Here is a 17,071-nt window from a genome sequence, read left to right as displayed (position 1 = left end):
TTCAGATCTCATCTTACATCTAGTGAGCTTGGTAACTACCACATCGAAGAGAAACACGCATTATTATTTTTATTGCTAGTAAGAGGTCTAATGGCTTTTAATTATCAGTGACTGATGTTGCAGATTTATTAATGATAGGCAACTTTCAAGAGGATATTGTCAGGCCCCTTAATGGTATTGAAACAGGTGATAATTCCGCTCACACTCAAGATGGAAATACCTCGAAAACCCTTTTAGTGAACAGGACGATATCCAACAAAACTGTTATGCTTTACTTATCGATATCTTGAGGGAGTAAACCATGAAAGTGAGTGACATTATGACTGCAGAGCCTATCTGTATTAGCGATCAGGCAACGGCAAAAGACGCACACCTGCTAATGCAAAGCCGCAGCGTAAGGCATCTCCCCGTTATCAGCGAGGAAAGTGGTGATTTAGTTGGCATACTAACCCACAAGAAAATGATCTCTACCGTAGTTCATATGCTGACACATTACGGTAGTGGGGCGTTAGATAGAAAAGAGCGTAAAACCTTAGTCAAAGAGATTATGGAGTCTGAATTTCAAAAGTTGGCTTTAGATGAGCCCCTAGTTGTGGTTGTTGATTACTTTATTAATAACAAACTCGGTTGTCTGCCAGTCGTTGATGAACACCACAAAATAAAAGGAATTGTCACTTCATCTGATTTCGTAAAGTTATGCGCCACATTACTTAAATCCCAATAGCGTAATAGACGCCGATAATGTCTATATTAGAATATAGGCAAAAAATGGTGCGACAATTACCATAGTTATTCCTGTCAAGATCATGGTGAGGCTTGCGACAACGCCCTCCTCTTGTCCAAGTTCAGCTGCTTTTGCTGCGCCAACACCATGAGCCGAAGCTCCTAAGGCTGCGCCCTTCGCCAGAGGGCTTCTGACGCTAGCCAATTTAAAAACCGGCCCACACAGTAGCATCCCCAAGACGCCAGTAATTAACACTAACATTGCCGTCAAATCGGGAACGCCACCAAATGCTGATGTAGCCTCTAAAGCAAATGGCGTAGACACCGAGCGAACCAACATGCTGTGAGATAATTCTGGTGGTAAATAGATCAATTTCACTAACAACCAAGATGAAAGCAAGCCAACAAGCAAACCCGTTATCACGCCTAAACTGATGGTCAATGGATAACGTGCAATCAAACGTCTCTCTCTATAAATTGGCAGTGCAAAGGCAATGGTCGCCGGAGCCAACAAGGCACTTAAGTAATGACTATAAGCAAAATAAGTTGGCAGAGGGATCGCAAATAGCACTACCAAAGTGAGTAAGCTTGTGGGGGTTATAATCATGGGTGATAACCACCACTGACGAAAAGTGCGGTATAAACGCTTACTAACAAAGTAGCATACTAGCGTGGCAAGTAAGCACAACACGGCAACGCTTTGAGAGGAGAGATACTGCAACATATTAGTGACCAGCTACCTTAGAATGTTCAATCGGAGCAAAGACTCTTTTGGCACGATTATGACGTCGTTCAAAGCGAAACACTCTATCGATAACAAACCCTGTTATGAGTAAAACACTAGTGCTACCAAGCACTAAGGTCAGCATTAGGCTGACACCATATTGTTCAAACAGCGGAGCATAATGAAGAGAAGCAATCACTGGTGGAATAAAAAATAGTAGCAACTCCCCAAGTAACCAAGCAGCGCCAACAGCGACAAATCGTTCGGGCAACCAATTGAGCGCTAATAAGCACAATAACCCTCCTAAGCCCACAACACTACTCGGGATGGGTAGAGAAAACAGCTCAACCAGCCACTGCGCCGATAACGCAATCAAGCAAAGTAAGCTTACTTGCAGTAACACCTGAAAAAGACGTTTTAATGATAAAATAGAGTCATTCATGACCGAGTCTTAAACCGAAATGATTGTAATGTGATGATTTTACGCTTGCACTATTAATAAAAAAAATGAATATTATTTATCAACTGAATAACCAAAAGAAATTAAAATATGGATCTGAAGACACTGCATTATTTTGTGGAGATCGTTAACAGCAAAGGGTTTAACCGAGCAGCAGCTAAAATCCATATCAGTCAACCTGCGCTATCTAAATCAATAAACCAATTAGAAGCTGAATTAGAACTTCCCCTGCTGCTACGTGGTAAACGGGGAACAGCGGTCACACTAACCACTCACGGCCAATTGGTTTATCAATACGCGCAAAAGCTATTAGATACCAAACGTGAACTATTTACCGCACTCGATGCGCTTAAAGGGTTAAATAAAGGTGAATTAAAACTAGGACTGGCACCACTTGGCAGCGCAGAACTGTTTGCACCAATCATCGCCAAATATCGTCAACGCTACCCTCAAATTCACACCCAACTCTTAGTTCGTGGTGGTGTGGAGCAAACATCCGCTCTTAAACAAGGTGAGATCGAACTCGCAACAGGCATCATTGAACTCAATCAAGAATTTGAAGGAATAGCCATCCATACCGAACCTATGGTAGTGGTTTTACCTAGCGTGCATCCACTTGCGGAAAAGGCAGTTATTCCTATTAGTGCGTTACATCACTGTGCTCAAATTATGTTTGAGCCTGAGTTCTCATTATACGAAATGGTTATCAATGCCTGTGACAATGCACAGGTAACCATAGAGAACCCAACGCTTGTTAATCAGCCTGAATTTGGTATCGCATTGGTTGCAGCCGGAATAGGGGTGATGCTATTACCTAAGTTCATTGCTGAGCGTTATCAACTCGCAGGCGTGGTCAGCCGCCAATTGACAGAGACAGATCTCAACTGGCGCATGAGCCTATTTTGGGAGAAAGATAAGCCACTTTCATTTGCCGCAAATGCGATGATCAATCTGTTGCAGGAGCATTTAAAAGAAAAGTCTTAAAATAGACGCCGCATGGGTTAACGGCGTCTAATACCAACCGAGATGAAGATCAGTATAAAGATATGGCCCCTTCCCAGTACTGATTGGTCACTATTAAAGGCTAGCGCATTGAATGCTAGCCACTGATTCGATAACGACCTCGTTCACAGGGACATCACTGTGACCATTTTGATTCGTAGTGGCAACGATACTTATCTGATCTACCACCTCCATTCCTTCAATGACCTTACCAAAAACAGCATATCCATAGCTATTTGCACTTTGGTCTAAATGGGGATTATCAAGCGTGTTAATAAAAAACTGCGAGGTTGCCGAATTAGGTGCACTCGTACGAGCCATTGCTATAGTGCCCCGCTCATTAGTAAAGCCAACACTGGCCTCATTCACTATCGGCTCAAAACCTGGTTTGCCAATTAACCCCGAAGTAAAACCACCACCTTGGATCATAAAGTTATGGATCACGCGATGAAAAAGGGTGCCATCATAAAAGTTGGCCTCTACATAACGGGCAAAATTTTTGCCTGTAACAGGAGTATTAACAGTATCAATAGCTAAGGTAATATCGCCCAAACTGGTACTCATCAAATAGCATTGATCGCTAGATAACTGAGGTGTTGGAATTGGAGTCGGCGCAGGGGTAGTATTGCCATCTCTAGAATCAGAACCGCACGCCGTTAATGCAAAAGCCATAAAGGCTACAACCGATAATTTTCTCATTTGTACTTACCAACCTCATTAACATGTAAAAACCATCACGGGAATGTTAAGGGTTGGTAATCGTAAAAACAATATGAGATACAAGTTGTTACGGTAAACACTCTTACTCTGCATACACAATAATGATGTTTACCGTAGCTTGCTAATCGCAGACATAAACGACAAGACAATCGCACCAGCAATCACCCCAAACAGCGAATTGAGTAAGCTCGGTACCAGCATAGATAATGCAGAACCTACCACATGCCATTGCGCCACCAGCGATGCCCAAAGATTAAATTGCTCGCTAATAATATGAATACCGTGGGTCAGTATCCCGCCGCCCACCATAAACATAGCAATAGTACCGACAACGGTTAAACCACGCATTAAATAAGGTGCAGCATTAACCAGTCCACCACCTATCCAGCGCCAAAATCGCGTGAGTACACCTTGGCCTTGTCGTTGACTTAAATAGAGCCCTGCATCGTCAAGCTTGACTATGCCTGCAACTAATCCATAAACACCTATGGTCATCAATACCGCGATCACACTTAAAGTGACAAGCTGAGTTAAAAAGCTACTATCAGCAACCACACCTAAGGTGATAGCAATGATTTCAGCCGAAAGCACAAAGTCGGTACGAATCGCACCAGCAACTTTCTCTTTTTCAAAAGCCTTAAGATCGGTCACAGCCTTAGCTAACTCACTGTGACTCATCTCGTCTTGCTGTTTATGTACCATTGAATGATATAGCTTTTCAAAACCCTCATAACAGAGAAATAAGCCACCAAGCATTAATAATGGTGTCACTGCCCAAGGAATAAAAGCGCTGATTAACAAGGCTGCAGGTACCAAGATACACTTATTGCGCAGGGAGCCTTTAGCCACAGCCCAGACAACGGGTAGCTCCCTATCAGCATTCACACCTGAGACTTGTTGTGCATTTAAAGCTAAATCATCGCCAAGAACCCCAGCTGTTTTGCGCGCGGCAACCTTACTCATTAAAGCCACATCATCCAAAATTGCCGCAATATCATCAAGCAAGGTTAATAAACTTGCACCAGCCATGTTCTCTCCTAATTTCCTTATATTACCGACTATCGATAACGACTCATCTATGTAGTCGCTAAAGTACTCCGCTCAATCAATTTTTACCAGTCCTAGCGATATCAACAAGCTGCTCATTATATGACGGCTGATAAACGGGACGAAAACGATGTAGACTCAGCTACGTTCGTTCAAGCCATCTGCGATGACACTCGGCTTTCTAAATAAAGCAAAATACAGCCAAATGAAACAAACTGAGTCATTTGACATATCCCCAACGGCAACTAAAGGTATAATAGCGTCAAAATGATTCGCTTATCTTCATAGGAACTACTCATGACTCAAGATGAAATGAAAAAAGCTGCAGGCTGGGCTGCACTCCAATATGTTGAAAAAGATACTATTGTTGGCGTGGGTACTGGCTCGACAGTTAATTACTTTATCGATGCACTAGCCACGATGAAGGCTGAAATCGAGGGTGCGGTTTCTAGCTCTGAAGCATCTACTGATAAATTAAAAGCCTTAGGTATTCCCGTTTTTGATCTTAATAGTGTCGATGAGATATCTGTCTATGTTGACGGAGCCGATGAGATTAACAGCCACATGGATATGATTAAAGGTGGTGGTGCGGCACTGACCCGCGAGAAAATTGTTTCAGCCGTAGCGAAAAAGTTTGTTTGTATCGTCGACAATACTAAAGAAGTCGACGTATTAGGCGAGTTTCCACTGCCTGTTGAAGTTATCCCAATGGCTCGCTCATACGTGGCTCGCGAACTTGTAAAACTCGGCGGTGACCCGGTCTACCGTGAAGGCGTTATCACGGATAACGGCAATGTGATCCTTGATGTTTACAACATGAAGATCATTAACCCGAAAGAGATGGAAGAGAAGATCAACCAGATCGTCGGTGTAGTAACAAATGGTCTGTTTGCTCAACGCGGCGCAGATGTACTCCTCGTTGGCACCCCTGAGGGTGTAAAAACCGTTAAGTAAATCTTATTGGTTAACCATATCAAATAAGCCACTCATCGAGTGGCTTATTCTTTATAGCCATGCCCTATTCCTCAGCGGTTGCTCACGGAGAAACGAGACAGCTTAGGTGATAGCCAGTACACTGGTTCCCCCTGTCCAGAATAAAAGTCGATAAGATGAAATCCAGATACAAACAGGTTAGCGATCTAACATCGATCCCTAATGTCGGCAAGGCAACAGCAGAGGATCTGCATCTGCTCGGGTTGCATAATCCTGATGCACTGATTGGCCAAGACCCCTACCAGATGCACCAGCGATTAGAGGTCATCACCGGCAAACGTCATGACCCCTGTGTTATCGACGTATTTATTGCCGCCGTCCGTTATATGGAAGGACACGACGCCAAAAACTGGTGGGACTACACCGCCGAGCGTAAAGCTTATCTCGCGGGCAGAACGTAATCCCACACCAATACACTCTGTTATTTAGTTGCCGCTCAGTCGCTTGCCAAATGAGATAGCATAAGCGGTAGAGCGTAGCTTTAATACTGGGTCATCGCTCGGCTCAACGCCCTTAGAAAGCACGTTAGGATCATAGTTAATCTCATCACAGCTGCTATCACCACTTTGATTGATAGTTAGCAGACCTAAACTAATGATCAAGCGATCTTTCGGCCAAAACAGTGAAGGATCGTCAGTAACATCATCGTCATGCCCAATAATAGCTTGCAGCTCAAACTGTACACTATCGGTGATCAACTCTTGCTTTAGGTTATCAGCTAAAAAGGTCGGTGGTAGTTGTTCCATCTGCTTACTGGTTAAGGGAAGCTCACCCGCAACAGGCACCAAGCGCCATTTAAACTTGGTTTTATGACCGGCTTCATCGACAAAATAGAAGGCATGGATACCAAAGTACTGAGCACGAGAGTATGAACTTGGTGGATTATGAGTTCGTAACCAATTAAATTGGGCCTGTGTACTTGGATGATCTTGGCGATATTGACTGACTTTAGCAAAATCGACTTTGCCTTGCTCATTAGGCACCAGTGTTTTAAGCAGTCCCAAAAAAGTCTGTGGGTCCTTCCCCGGAAAAACGGGAGTCGTCAGGCCTGCAATATTATGAATACTGCCATCTGGCAGACTAAACTGAATGCCCACACCTCTAGGGCTACGAGCCGTTTCATCGGCAAATGGATTACCTCCAGCCATGGAGAATCGAATATTGGCTTTGATCTTTTGGCCACTGAACAAACGACTACTTGAATACGGCATCGCTTCTTGTGACGGTATAAAATCACCAAGCGCACATACGCCTTTCGCATGACCTTTTCTCACGCCTAGATGCTTACCCGACAGCTGCTCAAACACCTGAATAAAGTCATTGCCCTGCACTTCAGCACTTACCATCTGGCTCTGCATGATCGCTGGCAACAGAAGTATAGATAACTTTTTTAGTTTAGATATCACAAGCGACTCCAATATAGATGATTTTACACACTAATTTAATTTGAAATCAGATTAAATTAGGATTGAGCAATGTAAGACCGTAGCCAAACAGTTAATCTTTCACTCTTCCTAAAACAGATAACTGGGAGTGAAAACATCGATAGCAAAATTATCATACCCTGATAAAAGACGAGAGCTGGAACTGGCAGTAAAAATCCACCTTCTGAAGAAGGTGGCTTTGTATTAGCCCCCTCAAAGGGGGCCAAAAGCGTCTACTTATTTACCCAACCTATTTTTGGCTCTATTTAGCCTGCTTATAGCATTGGGAAAATAATTACACTGCCCCGTACGATGGGTAACTGCATCTATCCATCAATGCAAATTACAGGCTAAGCCTAAATGATGATAACCACCTACTGAAGTAGGTGGTTTAGGGCTGAAAACAAAAAGCCCAAGCATAAGCTTGGGCTCATTAAGACAAACTTAAAAGCTAGAGTGAGAAATTGGCGATGGTCTTTTGAATACCGACCACATCGGTACCTTTCTTTAACTCCTTCACTAAAGGATCTTTCTGACCCGAGATCCACAGCTTTAACTCTGAATCCATATCAAAAGTTCCGGCAGTTTCCACCTCAAAATGAGTGATCGCTTTATAGGGTACTGAGTGATAACTGACTTTCTTACCGGTCATCCCCTGCTTATCGATGAGGATAAGACGCTTGTTAGTGAACACAAACATATCTCTTACCACCCGATAGGCCAGCGCTAGCTGTTCATTGTCGCCCATTATTGGGCCCAACTCCTCAGCTAGCTCATCTAAATTTACCTCTGAAGCATTGCCCATTAGCGCGTCGAGTAATCCCATAGCCATTGTCCTTAATCTAGGCCGCGATTGCGGCAAAAAATATATAAGTACCTAACTTACCCATAAAAAACTGATTATCCAATAGCCTATGGAGAGTATTTGCTCCCGACACACTGCTTAGCCTCTAATGGATATCGCATTCCGCTCTACCAGCAAGGTCAATAAACAGCTCATATAACGCATCCGCCTTCAGGAGAGCTTGCCTATTTTGCTTTAGCAAGACGCCATAAATATATTCCTATAGGCACAGCTAAATCATCCCTGATGTAGACGCTTGCACAGCACTTCTCGCAAAGCTTAATTGATGCTAACCACCTACTTCTGTAGGTGGTTTAGGGCTGAAAATAAAAAATCGCCAATTGGCGACTTTTTAGGGGAGAAAACAGATGTGGCAATTAGTCGCTCGATTTAACCTGGCGATTTTCTGCGACCACCAGCATCTCACACTTAGGGCAATCAAAGACCAGCTTTAATACGTCTTTACCTATCTCCAATACCATAGGGTCAGCTTTGATCCCCGGAACCTCTTTTGGACACAGATTAAAATTAAAGCGTAAACAGTGTTTAGTGACCATTAATGGCACATCTTCGGTTACCCCATTTTTCTCATAGGTATCTTGAATGTCGATAACACCATGACGAGTATAAAAGTCTTTGGCCTTTTCATTGGCCACATTACCCAAATAACTTAGGTGTTTAACTGGATAAGTCGCTTCTTGATTATATTTCCATGCTTTTGGACGTTGATAGCCATCGACTCGCGCCAGTTCTAATGCCGCAACCGTGTCACGACGCAAGCCATTTAACATTGAAGTGGGGATAAACCAAGTTTGCTCGGTTTCGATGGCGATCTTACGCGCCTTAAAATCAGTACTGCCTAACTTAGCTAGTTGCTTACGCAGCCCCTGCAGTGTTTTCTCGACGTCGGTTGCCACTGTCTTTTCGACCACTAAAGACTGACTGGCACTATGACCATAGCAGTCGGTCATGGTTAAACATACGCCGTCGTCTGTATCGGTTAATTGCAGATCGACCTCAATCACCCGTTTAGATGACTCTTTAGCTAATACCGCTTCAAATGCCTGATTGTGATTACGATAGATGGTCATCCCCACCTGTAACTCTTTCGGGACGCGAGTAAGATGCAGCTTAAGGCCTTCGGCGCGGTTAACCCGCATCCCTTTTAACTTGTCATCTGACTGTTTAGCCTCGGTAAAGTTACTGGTAAAGAAACATAAGCCATCGCCATTATTGAAGCTTTCTTCTGAACTCACTTCGATAAAGTCACTGCCAATGCGTTTTACCTTGGCAACTTCTTCGCCGATGTACTTTGGCGAGCGAAAATCATTCATCCCTTGGCTGCGCTCATGGACAAAATAATCAGTCTTACCGCGGTTAAAGGTTTTCTCTGGATCTGGGGTAAAGCTATGCTCACAACGACCATGTGACGAGGCGGTAAACTCTGGGCGTCTCGCCATTATTTTATCTAGCTCTTGGCGATAATGGGCGGTGACATTTTTAACGTAACTTAAATCTTTAAGCCGGCCTTCAATCTTAAATGAGCGGACACCTGCGTCGATAAGCAGCTCAAGGTTGTCGGTTTGATTGTTATCTTTTAACGATAGTAGATGCTCATTTTGTGCTAACACTTCACCTTGGCGAGTTTTTAAATCTCCAGGTAAACGGCACAATTGCGAACATTCACCGCGGTTGGCACTGCGGTTACTAAAAGAGTGACTGAGGTTACATAAGCCACTAAACGCAACACAGAGCGCCCCATGAATGAAAAACTCAATTTGCATGTTGGTGTTGGCGGCAACGTCACGGATCTGACTTAAGCCAAGCTCCCTTGCCAATACCACTTGCGAAAAGCCCACCTGCTCAAGAAAGGCGACCTTCTCTGGACTTCGATTGTCCATCTGAGTACTTGCATGTAACGCAATAGGGGGAATATCAAGTTGCAAGATCGCCATATCTTGCACAATAAGCGCATCCGCGCCGGCCTCGTAGACTTCCCAGATCAATTTCTCTGCTGCGGCTAACTCGTCATCCATCAAGATGGTGTTGATCGCAACAAAGACCTGCGCATGATACCGATGAGCAAATTCACATAAGCGCGCAATATCTTCAACGCTGTTCCCGGCTGTCGCACGAGCGCCAAAGGCTGGCCCGCCAATATAGACTGCATCAGCGCCATGTTTAATCGCTTCGATACCGTAATCGGCATTCTTAGCAGGTGCTAATAGCTCGAGGCGATTAGACTGTACCTTTAGTGGTGCTGGCGATACAGAATCGGGGGTAAAAATCTCAGGCTTGTCCATGGGGTACTCAATCAGCTCACTGTTGGATAAAAGTTGGATAAAAATTAGCGCGCGATTATAACAGATCTAGCTCACAGATCACGGTTATCATAACTAGATTTTAGTCATGTTGAAGTGATAAAGCTTAATAATGCACAGCAAGCCAGAGAGTGGGTTCGCTTTCACAGGTCCAACTGACTCTGTGCTTACAGCGGGACGGAATGGTTATATAATCCCCCTTTTTGAGATGAACCACTTGTGAATCATCAAATACTAGCTTAGCTTCACCTTGTAACACCATGACCCACTCACTGCGATCTTGGCAGTACCATTGCCCTTTGGGCGTTACATGAGCCATAGAAATAATACGCTCAATAACAACGCCATCCTGATCCACAATCGGCTCAAACACCTCACAAGTTAAATCGTCTGGTAACGTGCTAAATATATTATGTTTTTCCAAATCAATGATCCGCCTTCGCTACAGAAACAATAAACTGCGCTAAAAACAACTATAAAATGCCAACCCATTCTAGGTGAAATTCTATGTTTGTGTTAAAGGTAGTCTTTGCGCTAACATATTATTTATAACGAACCTTAATAAAATTAGGGGCGCACATTATCACTTTTATTAAAGAAAACAATGACCTTTAAATGGATTTCATTCTACCTATTATTAGTAAGTACGCTAGCTTGTTTGGTAACTAGCAACGCCTATGGCTTAAATATAAATGACCACTATACCGACTCGATTAGCGAGCAGTTTTCCACGAAAGAAGCCCAAGAACACCTTTCTTCAGAGCAAATATTAAACAGTTACCTGAATGGCGAATTTAACCAAATTGAAAACAATGTCGCCAATTTTGGCATAAATGCAACACCTCATTGGCTTGCTATAAGCATTCGTAATCCCGAACAGTTCACAATAGAGAGACAACTTACCGTAAGTAATGCTTGGCTTGATAAAATTGAGTTCTATTTTTACTCCCCAAATGACAAGTACCACAAGTTAGTGCGGGGCGATCATCTCCCCTTTTCTCAACGGGGTAACAATCAACGATTCTTTAATATTGACTATGGGTTTCCCCCTGGCATCACCCATCTACTTATTCGCGTAGAGTCTATCGATCCCATGTTAGTACCCATATATTTTCAAGATGAAAATGAATCCGTAGCTCATCAACGCTTTGATAGTTATAGCTACGGCTTTCTGTATGGCGCAATATTCTGCCTATTGGCATACAACTTGATGCTATTTATCGGCCTAAGAAATGTAAGTTACTTTTATTATTCATTGTTTTTACTTAGCTTTATGATTCTCAACATGGCCTACACAGGCCATGGATATCAGTGGCTATGGCCTAACAGTATTCAATGGCAACAGCTGGCAAACCCGCTATTAATGGGAATATTTAACCTCTTTGGCTTACTCTTTGCGCTTCATTTTTTATCTATCAAAAGGCTAAGTCTATTGCTATATAGGAGTGTACTAAGCCTGTGTGCCATCTTCTTATTACCACTCATTATTATCTTAGCGATGGGCGAACAGGCCATTGCCTTATATATTGCATTTGTCTTTATGTTACTGTTTTCAATATTGATGTTGATATTGGGGATGTTTGCCATAAAAAGAGGAAACAGTAACGGCAAACTGTTTTTACTCGCTTCAATGACATCAATGCTTGGCACAGCTTCCACAGGTATAACGGTTTTGGGACTGATTCCCTATACCACATTGAGCTACCGAGCATCTGAAGCGGGCATGTTAGTGGATATGACGTTATTAGCTTTCGCATTAGCACGTCAATTTCGTCACATCGAAAATGAAAAACTCCACGCTCAATATATGGCTAAGCTAGACCCGCTTACAGGCCTTAATAATCGTCGAGCCTTTTATGAGTTAATGCCTCAATTGTGGCAACAAAGTCAACCTAAGCAGGGCTTGAGCCTTGCCATGATCGATATCGACTACTTTAAACAGATAAACGATAGATTCGGTCATTCCTGTGGTGATTTAGTGCTAGCCAAGGTTGGCTCAATGTTAATGCAGCAGTTGAGACAAAAAGATGTGGCTGTAAGGTGGGGAGGTGAAGAGTTCTTACTGGTTTTTTATAACACAAAATTAGCCGATGCTATTATCATCGTTAATGAGTTTGCTGCACAAATACAGCAATATCCGTTTGCTAAAGGAGATGAAACCTTCAATATCACCATAAGTGCAGGTGTCGCTTATGGAACAAGTAATCAATGTACTTTAGGTCAGCTTATTGATAAAGCAGACGAACTCCTTTACTTAGCCAAGCATGAAGGGCGCAACCAACTTCGCTTCTAAAGGTCAGCGTTACGTTGGTTAATCCGCACCGATGACCACAAAGTGGTGCAGAACACCAATTACCCCTTTGCTTTATATAATCTCGCCCTCAACTTTTGATTTTCAACTTCTATATGCTTATAAAAATCACAATCCGCTAATTTTGAAGCGGCGGCTTCATCCAATACTAATACAGCATGACGATGTAGCTGTAGTGCTGAAGCTGGACAAGAAGCGCTTAACGCTCCCTCAACCGTCGCCTTAATCGCATCGGCCTTATTATCACCAGTGGCGAGGAGTACCACTTTCTTTGCGTCCAAGATGGTGCCTATCCCCATTGTTATGGATAAATGTGGCTGATACTCTCCTTCGCTAAAGAAGCGGGCATTATCATCGATTGTCGCCTTAGTTAATGTCTTAACTCGTGTACGAGACATTAAACCTGAAGATGGTTCATTGAAACCAATATGTCCATTACGGCCAATCCCAAGTAGCTGAATATCAATACCACCAGCGTCAACAATTTGATTCTCATAACGCTCACATGCCTCTATAGGATCTTGGGCATCGCCTGGTGGAACAAAGGTTTGGGCCTTATTAATATCGATATGCTCGAATAGCTGTTCATTCATGAAATAACGATAACTCTGTGAATGAGAACCATCGAGACCAAGATATTCATCGAGATTAAAACTTGTTACCTGGGCAAAAGAGACCTCTCCAGCCCGATTGGCATTGATTAGTTGTTGATAAAGCGACACTGGCGTCGAGCCCGTCGCCAATCCAAGCACAGAGTCAGGCTTTGCCTTTAATTGCTCAATAAATATATTCGCTCCATATTCGGCGACTTCTACACTATTTTTTAGAATAACAATTTGCATATTTTTGACTCATTCAGCCGTTAGTAACACAGATCGATGCCGCCAGTTATTAATGCCCAAAACATGATAAGCGCATCAATGCCCCAGTGCGGGTGATCAAATTAACATTACTATAACCACGAATGACAGCGTTGTCATTATTAATATTGCAGTATATTAGTTCAAATATAGCTAGCATATAAACCCAAACTCAACATGATATAATCCACTTTTAACCTCCAAGAAGCTCGCTAACTCATGTCAGACAGTCAACAAGACTTAAACCGTGATCGTATCAAAGCGTCTCACTTTAAAATTTTCAAACCTTATAATTACTTAAGTCAGTTCGTACCCGAGCGACGTAAACGTAAACCGCTTCTGGCTGATTTGGCTGCCTTCCCAAAAGGCATAATGGCTATTGGGCGCCTAGATCATGATTCTGAAGGATTATTACTATTGACGACCGATGGGATGACAAGCCACCTAGTTCGCAGCAAATCAATAGAAAAAGAATATTATGTACAGGTAGATGGAGATATAGATGCTAAGGCATTAGCGCTGTTAACAACAGGGGTCAATATTGGCATTAAAGGGGAAAAGTACCATACCTTACCTTGCAAGGTATTTAAACTAACACAGATTCCCGAACTACCCGATAGAGGACGAGCCATCCGAGACCCACGCCATGGCCCGACAAGTTGGATATCCATTACGCTCACCGAAGGTAAAAACCGTCAAATACGTAAAATGACCGCTGCAGTTGGCTTTGCCACCCTGCGCCTAGTGAGAGTGCGTATAGGCAATATTCATCTCGATAATATGGCTTCAGGCGAAGTAAGACAGATAGATGACCTCCCCAGTGCAATATGTTAAGTGAATATCTCGTTATTAAGACTAGCGAAACCTAAGATAAAAATGACGCTAAATCTGTTGCTAATAACGGCCGACTGTAAAGGTAACCTTGTGCTTCATCGCATCCTGCGTTAATGAGAAACTCGGCTTGTTCCTCGGTTTCAACCCCTTCGGCGATAACCGTTAGATTCAAGGCATGTCCCAACGCAATAACCGCCTTAGCGATAGCTGTATTGTGACTATCACAGGGAATATCTCTGACAAACGATTGATCAATCTTTAACTTATGTATTGGCAACCGTTTAAGGTAAGTGAGTGAAGAATAACCCGTTCCAAAATCATCCACAGATAACTCAAGACCCAGATCACCTAGCTTCTTCAGCAAGGTGATCACCGTCTTAGGATCCGACATCATACAGCTTTCCGTCACCTCTAATTCTAAGTGATGTGGTGGCAAACCGGTGTCATTTAATACCCTTTTGACGTCATCATAAAAGTTCGCTTGTTGTAACTGTGGTCCTGCGACATTAACCGAAATACGCTCAAAGGTTTTTCCCTCGTCTAACCAGCGCATCCCTTGAGTCGCAGCATTTTTTAGCACCCACAAGCCTATTTCGTATATTAAACCGATTTTTTCTGCCACTGGGATAAAGATTGCCGGAGAGACATTGCCTAAACTAGGGTCTTGCCAACGAAGTAGCGCCTCAAATCCACTGCATTTAAGCGTAGTGAAATTAACTTTGGGTTGATAAACCAGATGAAAAGCATTGTTAGCAATTGCATCGTGGAGCGCACTTTGTAATTTCAGGTGTTCGATCGATTCCAGCGTTAACGATTGAGTATAAAAAGCATAGTTATTTCGGCCATTAGTCTTGGCCCTATGCATCGCAGCATCGGCATTACTTAATAAGGTATCACAGTTGTCACCATCGCCAGGATAAAGGGCGATCCCCATACTCGCAGTGAGACGAATTGCGCCACCGTCAAACACAAACGGCGCGTCAAATACTTCTCGCAACTGACTGACCATCAAAGCAACTTGATCGCTACTCTCGATATGGGATAACAGCGCCACAAACTCATCACTACCAAGACGAGCCAAAGTCCCTCGACTATCCAATTTAGCGGCTAAACGTTGTGCCAGTTCAACCAAAACCGTATCGCCAGCAACATGACCAAAACTATCGTTAATATGCTTAAACAGATCAACATCGATAAAAATGAGAGCAAGTTCGGCTTCTTCTCGCTTAGCATGACGTAGCTCTTGCTCAAGCTGCGCGGACAGTGTCATTCGGTTAGGTAATTGAGTCAAAGGATCATGATAGACCAAACGCGCTAACTCTTGCTCACTCTGTTTTTGCGCCGAAATATCAGTAAATACGGCGACAAAATAACGTACGTTATTATCATCATCATACATTGAACTAATCGTCAGTCTCTCAGGGAAAATAGCACCACTTTTATGGCGATTCCATACTTCACCGTGCCACTTTCCTTGAGTCAAAATCGCGTGCCAAAGCGCCTCGAAAAACGCTTTACTCTGTCGACCTGAACTAAATATTCGGGGGTTCTTTCCAATCACTTCATCACGACTAAATCCAGTGATGTCAGTAAACGCACCATGAACTTCGACGATATTGCCAGCGGCATCGGTGATCAATACACCCTCTAGCGAATTTTCAAAGACGCTAGCGGCCATTTCTAACTGCTCTTGGGCGGCTTTATGAGAAGTAATGTTTCGCGTTATTCCTATAACCCCTTCTAAGATACCATCATCACTGACCACTGGTACTTTGGTGGTTTCAAGCCAAGATTTTTTATCATCTATATCAAGACCTTGGCATTCAGCAGCCGTAATCTGTACCCCACGAACAACAGCGTCATAATCTCCCTGTACGAAAGCCTCTGCTAGCTTCGAGTCAAAGATCTCGTCATCGGTATGGTTAATAATTTGATCTCGAGGACGACCCCAAGCCAGCTCAACACTATGGTTAGCAATGATGTATCGCCCAGCAATATCTTTCATCCATATATGTTCTTTGATGCTATCGATGAACAGCTGCAGGTCTATTGGTGGAGATAAGGGAGATTGCCGAGATGCTATTTTTTGTTGGCGCGAAGACTTAAAAACACGATTCAATGATAATTCGATAGAATCAACACCCATCATAATCAATCTATTCAAACTTGGGGAGTTGCCACCTTGGGTTGAATCACTGACCTTATTAGATACAAGGCATAATGCGCCATAAACGGCTTTTTGCGGCCATAAAACAGGAATAAGACTGATGCCATCTTCAGACCGATAAACTTCTGTAGGCTCGGTTAAATGGATTAAAGGTGTTAATAAATTAAGGCCTTGTGCAACAAGCTCATCAGCGCGTAACATATCGTCAGCCGAAGCGTTTTGACATTTTAGCAGCAAACTTAACTCATCTAACTCGCCTAAAACGTAAAGAAAAATACTGCCATCAAAATGTTCAGACAGAGTATCTATAGACTCCTGCCATACCTTAACGTGTTGTTGTGAAAGCGAAATATTTATCACTATCTGCTGTTACCTTTAAAAATTCAAAACAAAACTATGTTTTACCGCTATTTAGCATATCGTCATTTAAAGCGAATAAACACAATCAACAGAAAACTTCTGGACGATAATAAACAAATACAATTAAATCATAGATTAAATCACTATACACCCCACTAACTAAAAGTCGCTATAAAACACCAGAAATGGATAGAGTCGGAGTTAAGAGGTAGCCCTTCTGACATAGAAACCGTGCTAATACCCATTAGTACAAAGATGTGATCGCTCAGCGACGATTTAGC

At 42.9% G+C, this 17,071-nt stretch carries 16 protein-coding genes; 6 read left to right on the top strand and 10 right to left on the bottom strand.

Annotated features, from left to right (window positions below):
• Positions 1-301 precede the first annotated feature (301 nt).
• Entirely contained in the window at positions 302-724 is a 423-nt protein-coding gene (locus K0I62_RS03850; RefSeq protein WP_220070210.1) for a CBS domain-containing protein, read from the top strand.
• 21 nt (positions 725-745) lie between these two features.
• Here the strand turns inward: K0I62_RS03850 and K0I62_RS03845 are convergent, their stop codons facing one another.
• Both K0I62_RS03845 and K0I62_RS03840 read right to left on the bottom strand, forming a co-directional pair.
• Entirely contained in the window at positions 746-1,447 is a 702-nt protein-coding gene (locus K0I62_RS03845) for an LrgB family protein (protein WP_220070209.1), read from the bottom strand.
• A 1-nt stretch (position 1,448) separates the two neighbouring features.
• On the bottom strand, positions 1,449-1,889 hold the full coding sequence (locus K0I62_RS03840; protein WP_220070208.1) for a CidA/LrgA family protein: 441 nt from the start codon (positions 1,887-1,889) through the stop codon (positions 1,449-1,451).
• 108 nt (positions 1,890-1,997) lie between these two features.
• On the opposite strand from K0I62_RS03840, the gene K0I62_RS03835 reads away from it, so the two are divergent.
• Positions 1,998-2,891 carry a LysR substrate-binding domain-containing protein gene (locus tag K0I62_RS03835; RefSeq protein ID WP_220070207.1) on the top strand — a complete coding sequence of 298 codons (894 nt, stop codon included), beginning with the start codon at positions 1,998-2,000 and terminating at the stop codon, positions 2,889-2,891.
• 93 nt (positions 2,892-2,984) lie between these two features.
• On the opposite strand, the gene K0I62_RS03830 is transcribed toward K0I62_RS03835, so the two are convergent.
• Positions 2,985-3,608 (bottom strand): peptidylprolyl isomerase, encoded by a 624-nt coding sequence (locus K0I62_RS03830; RefSeq protein WP_220070206.1) that lies wholly within the window; start codon positions 3,606-3,608, stop codon positions 2,985-2,987.
• 129 nt (positions 3,609-3,737) lie between these two features.
• Positions 3,738-4,658: a DUF808 domain-containing protein gene (locus tag K0I62_RS03825; protein ID WP_220070205.1), complete on the bottom strand. Its 921-nt coding sequence runs from the start codon at positions 4,656-4,658 to the stop codon at positions 3,738-3,740.
• Between the two features lie 315 nt (positions 4,659-4,973).
• Between K0I62_RS03825 and rpiA the strand changes: the two genes are divergently transcribed.
• Together rpiA and K0I62_RS03815 are read left to right on the top strand one after the other, a co-directional pair.
• Positions 4,974-5,630, top strand: a complete 657-nt coding sequence (gene rpiA, locus K0I62_RS03820) for a ribose-5-phosphate isomerase RpiA (protein WP_220070204.1) — start codon at positions 4,974-4,976, stop codon at positions 5,628-5,630.
• Between the two features lie 155 nt (positions 5,631-5,785).
• Entirely contained in the window at positions 5,786-6,070 is a 285-nt protein-coding gene (locus tag K0I62_RS03815; RefSeq protein WP_220070203.1) for a helix-hairpin-helix domain-containing protein, read from the top strand.
• A 24-nt stretch (positions 6,071-6,094) separates the two neighbouring features.
• Here the strand turns inward: K0I62_RS03815 and K0I62_RS03810 are convergent, their stop codons facing one another.
• From K0I62_RS03810 to K0I62_RS03795, 4 genes are all read right to left on the bottom strand, one after another.
• Entirely contained in the window at positions 6,095-7,075 is a 981-nt protein-coding gene (locus tag K0I62_RS03810) for a catalase family peroxidase (RefSeq protein ID WP_220070202.1), read from the bottom strand.
• Positions 7,076-7,544: 469 nt separating this feature from the next.
• Positions 7,545-7,919 (bottom strand): PH domain-containing protein, encoded by a 375-nt coding sequence (locus tag K0I62_RS03805; RefSeq protein WP_028762437.1) that lies wholly within the window; start codon positions 7,917-7,919, stop codon positions 7,545-7,547.
• A gap of 395 nt (positions 7,920-8,314) precedes the next feature.
• The gene (locus K0I62_RS03800; RefSeq protein ID WP_220070201.1) at positions 8,315-10,240 is read right to left on the bottom strand and encodes a peptidase U32 family protein; all 1,926 of its coding nucleotides are present in this window, start codon (positions 10,238-10,240) and stop codon (positions 8,315-8,317) included.
• Positions 10,241-10,364: 124 nt separating this feature from the next.
• Positions 10,365-10,682 (bottom strand): cupin domain-containing protein, encoded by a 318-nt coding sequence (locus tag K0I62_RS03795; protein ID WP_220070200.1) that lies wholly within the window; start codon positions 10,680-10,682, stop codon positions 10,365-10,367.
• 180 nt (positions 10,683-10,862) lie between these two features.
• On the opposite strand from K0I62_RS03795, the gene K0I62_RS03790 reads away from it, so the two are divergent.
• Positions 10,863-12,551 carry a sensor domain-containing diguanylate cyclase gene (locus K0I62_RS03790; RefSeq protein ID WP_220070199.1) on the top strand — a complete coding sequence of 563 codons (1,689 nt, stop codon included), beginning with the start codon at positions 10,863-10,865 and terminating at the stop codon, positions 12,549-12,551.
• 59 nt (positions 12,552-12,610) lie between these two features.
• Here K0I62_RS03790 and nagB read toward each other — a convergent pair whose 3' ends face one another.
• The gene (nagB, locus tag K0I62_RS03785; protein ID WP_220070198.1) at positions 12,611-13,411 is read right to left on the bottom strand and encodes a glucosamine-6-phosphate deaminase; all 801 of its coding nucleotides are present in this window, start codon (positions 13,409-13,411) and stop codon (positions 12,611-12,613) included.
• A gap of 237 nt (positions 13,412-13,648) precedes the next feature.
• On the opposite strand from nagB, the gene K0I62_RS03780 reads away from it, so the two are divergent.
• Positions 13,649-14,263, top strand: a complete 615-nt coding sequence (locus K0I62_RS03780) for a pseudouridine synthase (protein ID WP_220070197.1) — start codon at positions 13,649-13,651, stop codon at positions 14,261-14,263.
• A gap of 31 nt (positions 14,264-14,294) precedes the next feature.
• On the opposite strand, the gene K0I62_RS03775 is transcribed toward K0I62_RS03780, so the two are convergent.
• The gene (locus tag K0I62_RS03775) at positions 14,295-16,790 is read right to left on the bottom strand and encodes a putative bifunctional diguanylate cyclase/phosphodiesterase (RefSeq protein WP_258405078.1); all 2,496 of its coding nucleotides are present in this window, start codon (positions 16,788-16,790) and stop codon (positions 14,295-14,297) included.
• Positions 16,791-17,071 lie beyond the last annotated feature (281 nt).

The organism is Shewanella psychrotolerans (genome assembly GCF_019457595.1).
Classification (GTDB): Bacteria; Pseudomonadota; Gammaproteobacteria; order Enterobacterales; family Shewanellaceae; genus Shewanella; species Shewanella psychrotolerans.
Note: the sequence above shows the minus strand (reverse complement) of the source record. Positions and strands in the feature narration are given on the sequence as shown.

Coding starts and splice junctions, on each gene's coding strand:
- K0I62_RS03805 (WP_028762437.1), bottom strand. CDS start 7,919: ATGGGATTACTCGACGCGCTAATGGGCAATGCTTCAGAGGTAAATTTA.
- K0I62_RS03780 (WP_220070197.1), top strand. CDS start 13,649: ATGTCAGACAGTCAACAAGACTTAAACCGTGATCGTATCAAAGCGTCT.
- K0I62_RS03790 (WP_220070199.1), top strand. CDS start 10,863: ATGACCTTTAAATGGATTTCATTCTACCTATTATTAGTAAGTACGCTA.
- nagB (WP_220070198.1), bottom strand. CDS start 13,411: ATGCAAATTGTTATTCTAAAAAATAGTGTAGAAGTCGCCGAATATGGA.
- K0I62_RS03830 (WP_220070206.1), bottom strand. CDS start 3,608: ATGAGAAAATTATCGGTTGTAGCCTTTATGGCTTTTGCATTAACGGCG.
- K0I62_RS03835 (WP_220070207.1), top strand. CDS start 1,998: ATGGATCTGAAGACACTGCATTATTTTGTGGAGATCGTTAACAGCAAA.
- K0I62_RS03845 (WP_220070209.1), bottom strand. CDS start 1,447: ATGTTGCAGTATCTCTCCTCTCAAAGCGTTGCCGTGTTGTGCTTACTT.
- K0I62_RS03850 (WP_220070210.1), top strand. CDS start 302: ATGAAAGTGAGTGACATTATGACTGCAGAGCCTATCTGTATTAGCGAT.
- K0I62_RS03825 (WP_220070205.1), bottom strand. CDS start 4,658: ATGGCTGGTGCAAGTTTATTAACCTTGCTTGATGATATTGCGGCAATT.
- rpiA (WP_220070204.1), top strand. CDS start 4,974: ATGACTCAAGATGAAATGAAAAAAGCTGCAGGCTGGGCTGCACTCCAA.
- K0I62_RS03800 (WP_220070201.1), bottom strand. CDS start 10,240: ATGGACAAGCCTGAGATTTTTACCCCCGATTCTGTATCGCCAGCACCA.
- K0I62_RS03840 (WP_220070208.1), bottom strand. CDS start 1,889: ATGAATGACTCTATTTTATCATTAAAACGTCTTTTTCAGGTGTTACTG.
- K0I62_RS03815 (WP_220070203.1), top strand. CDS start 5,786: ATGAAATCCAGATACAAACAGGTTAGCGATCTAACATCGATCCCTAAT.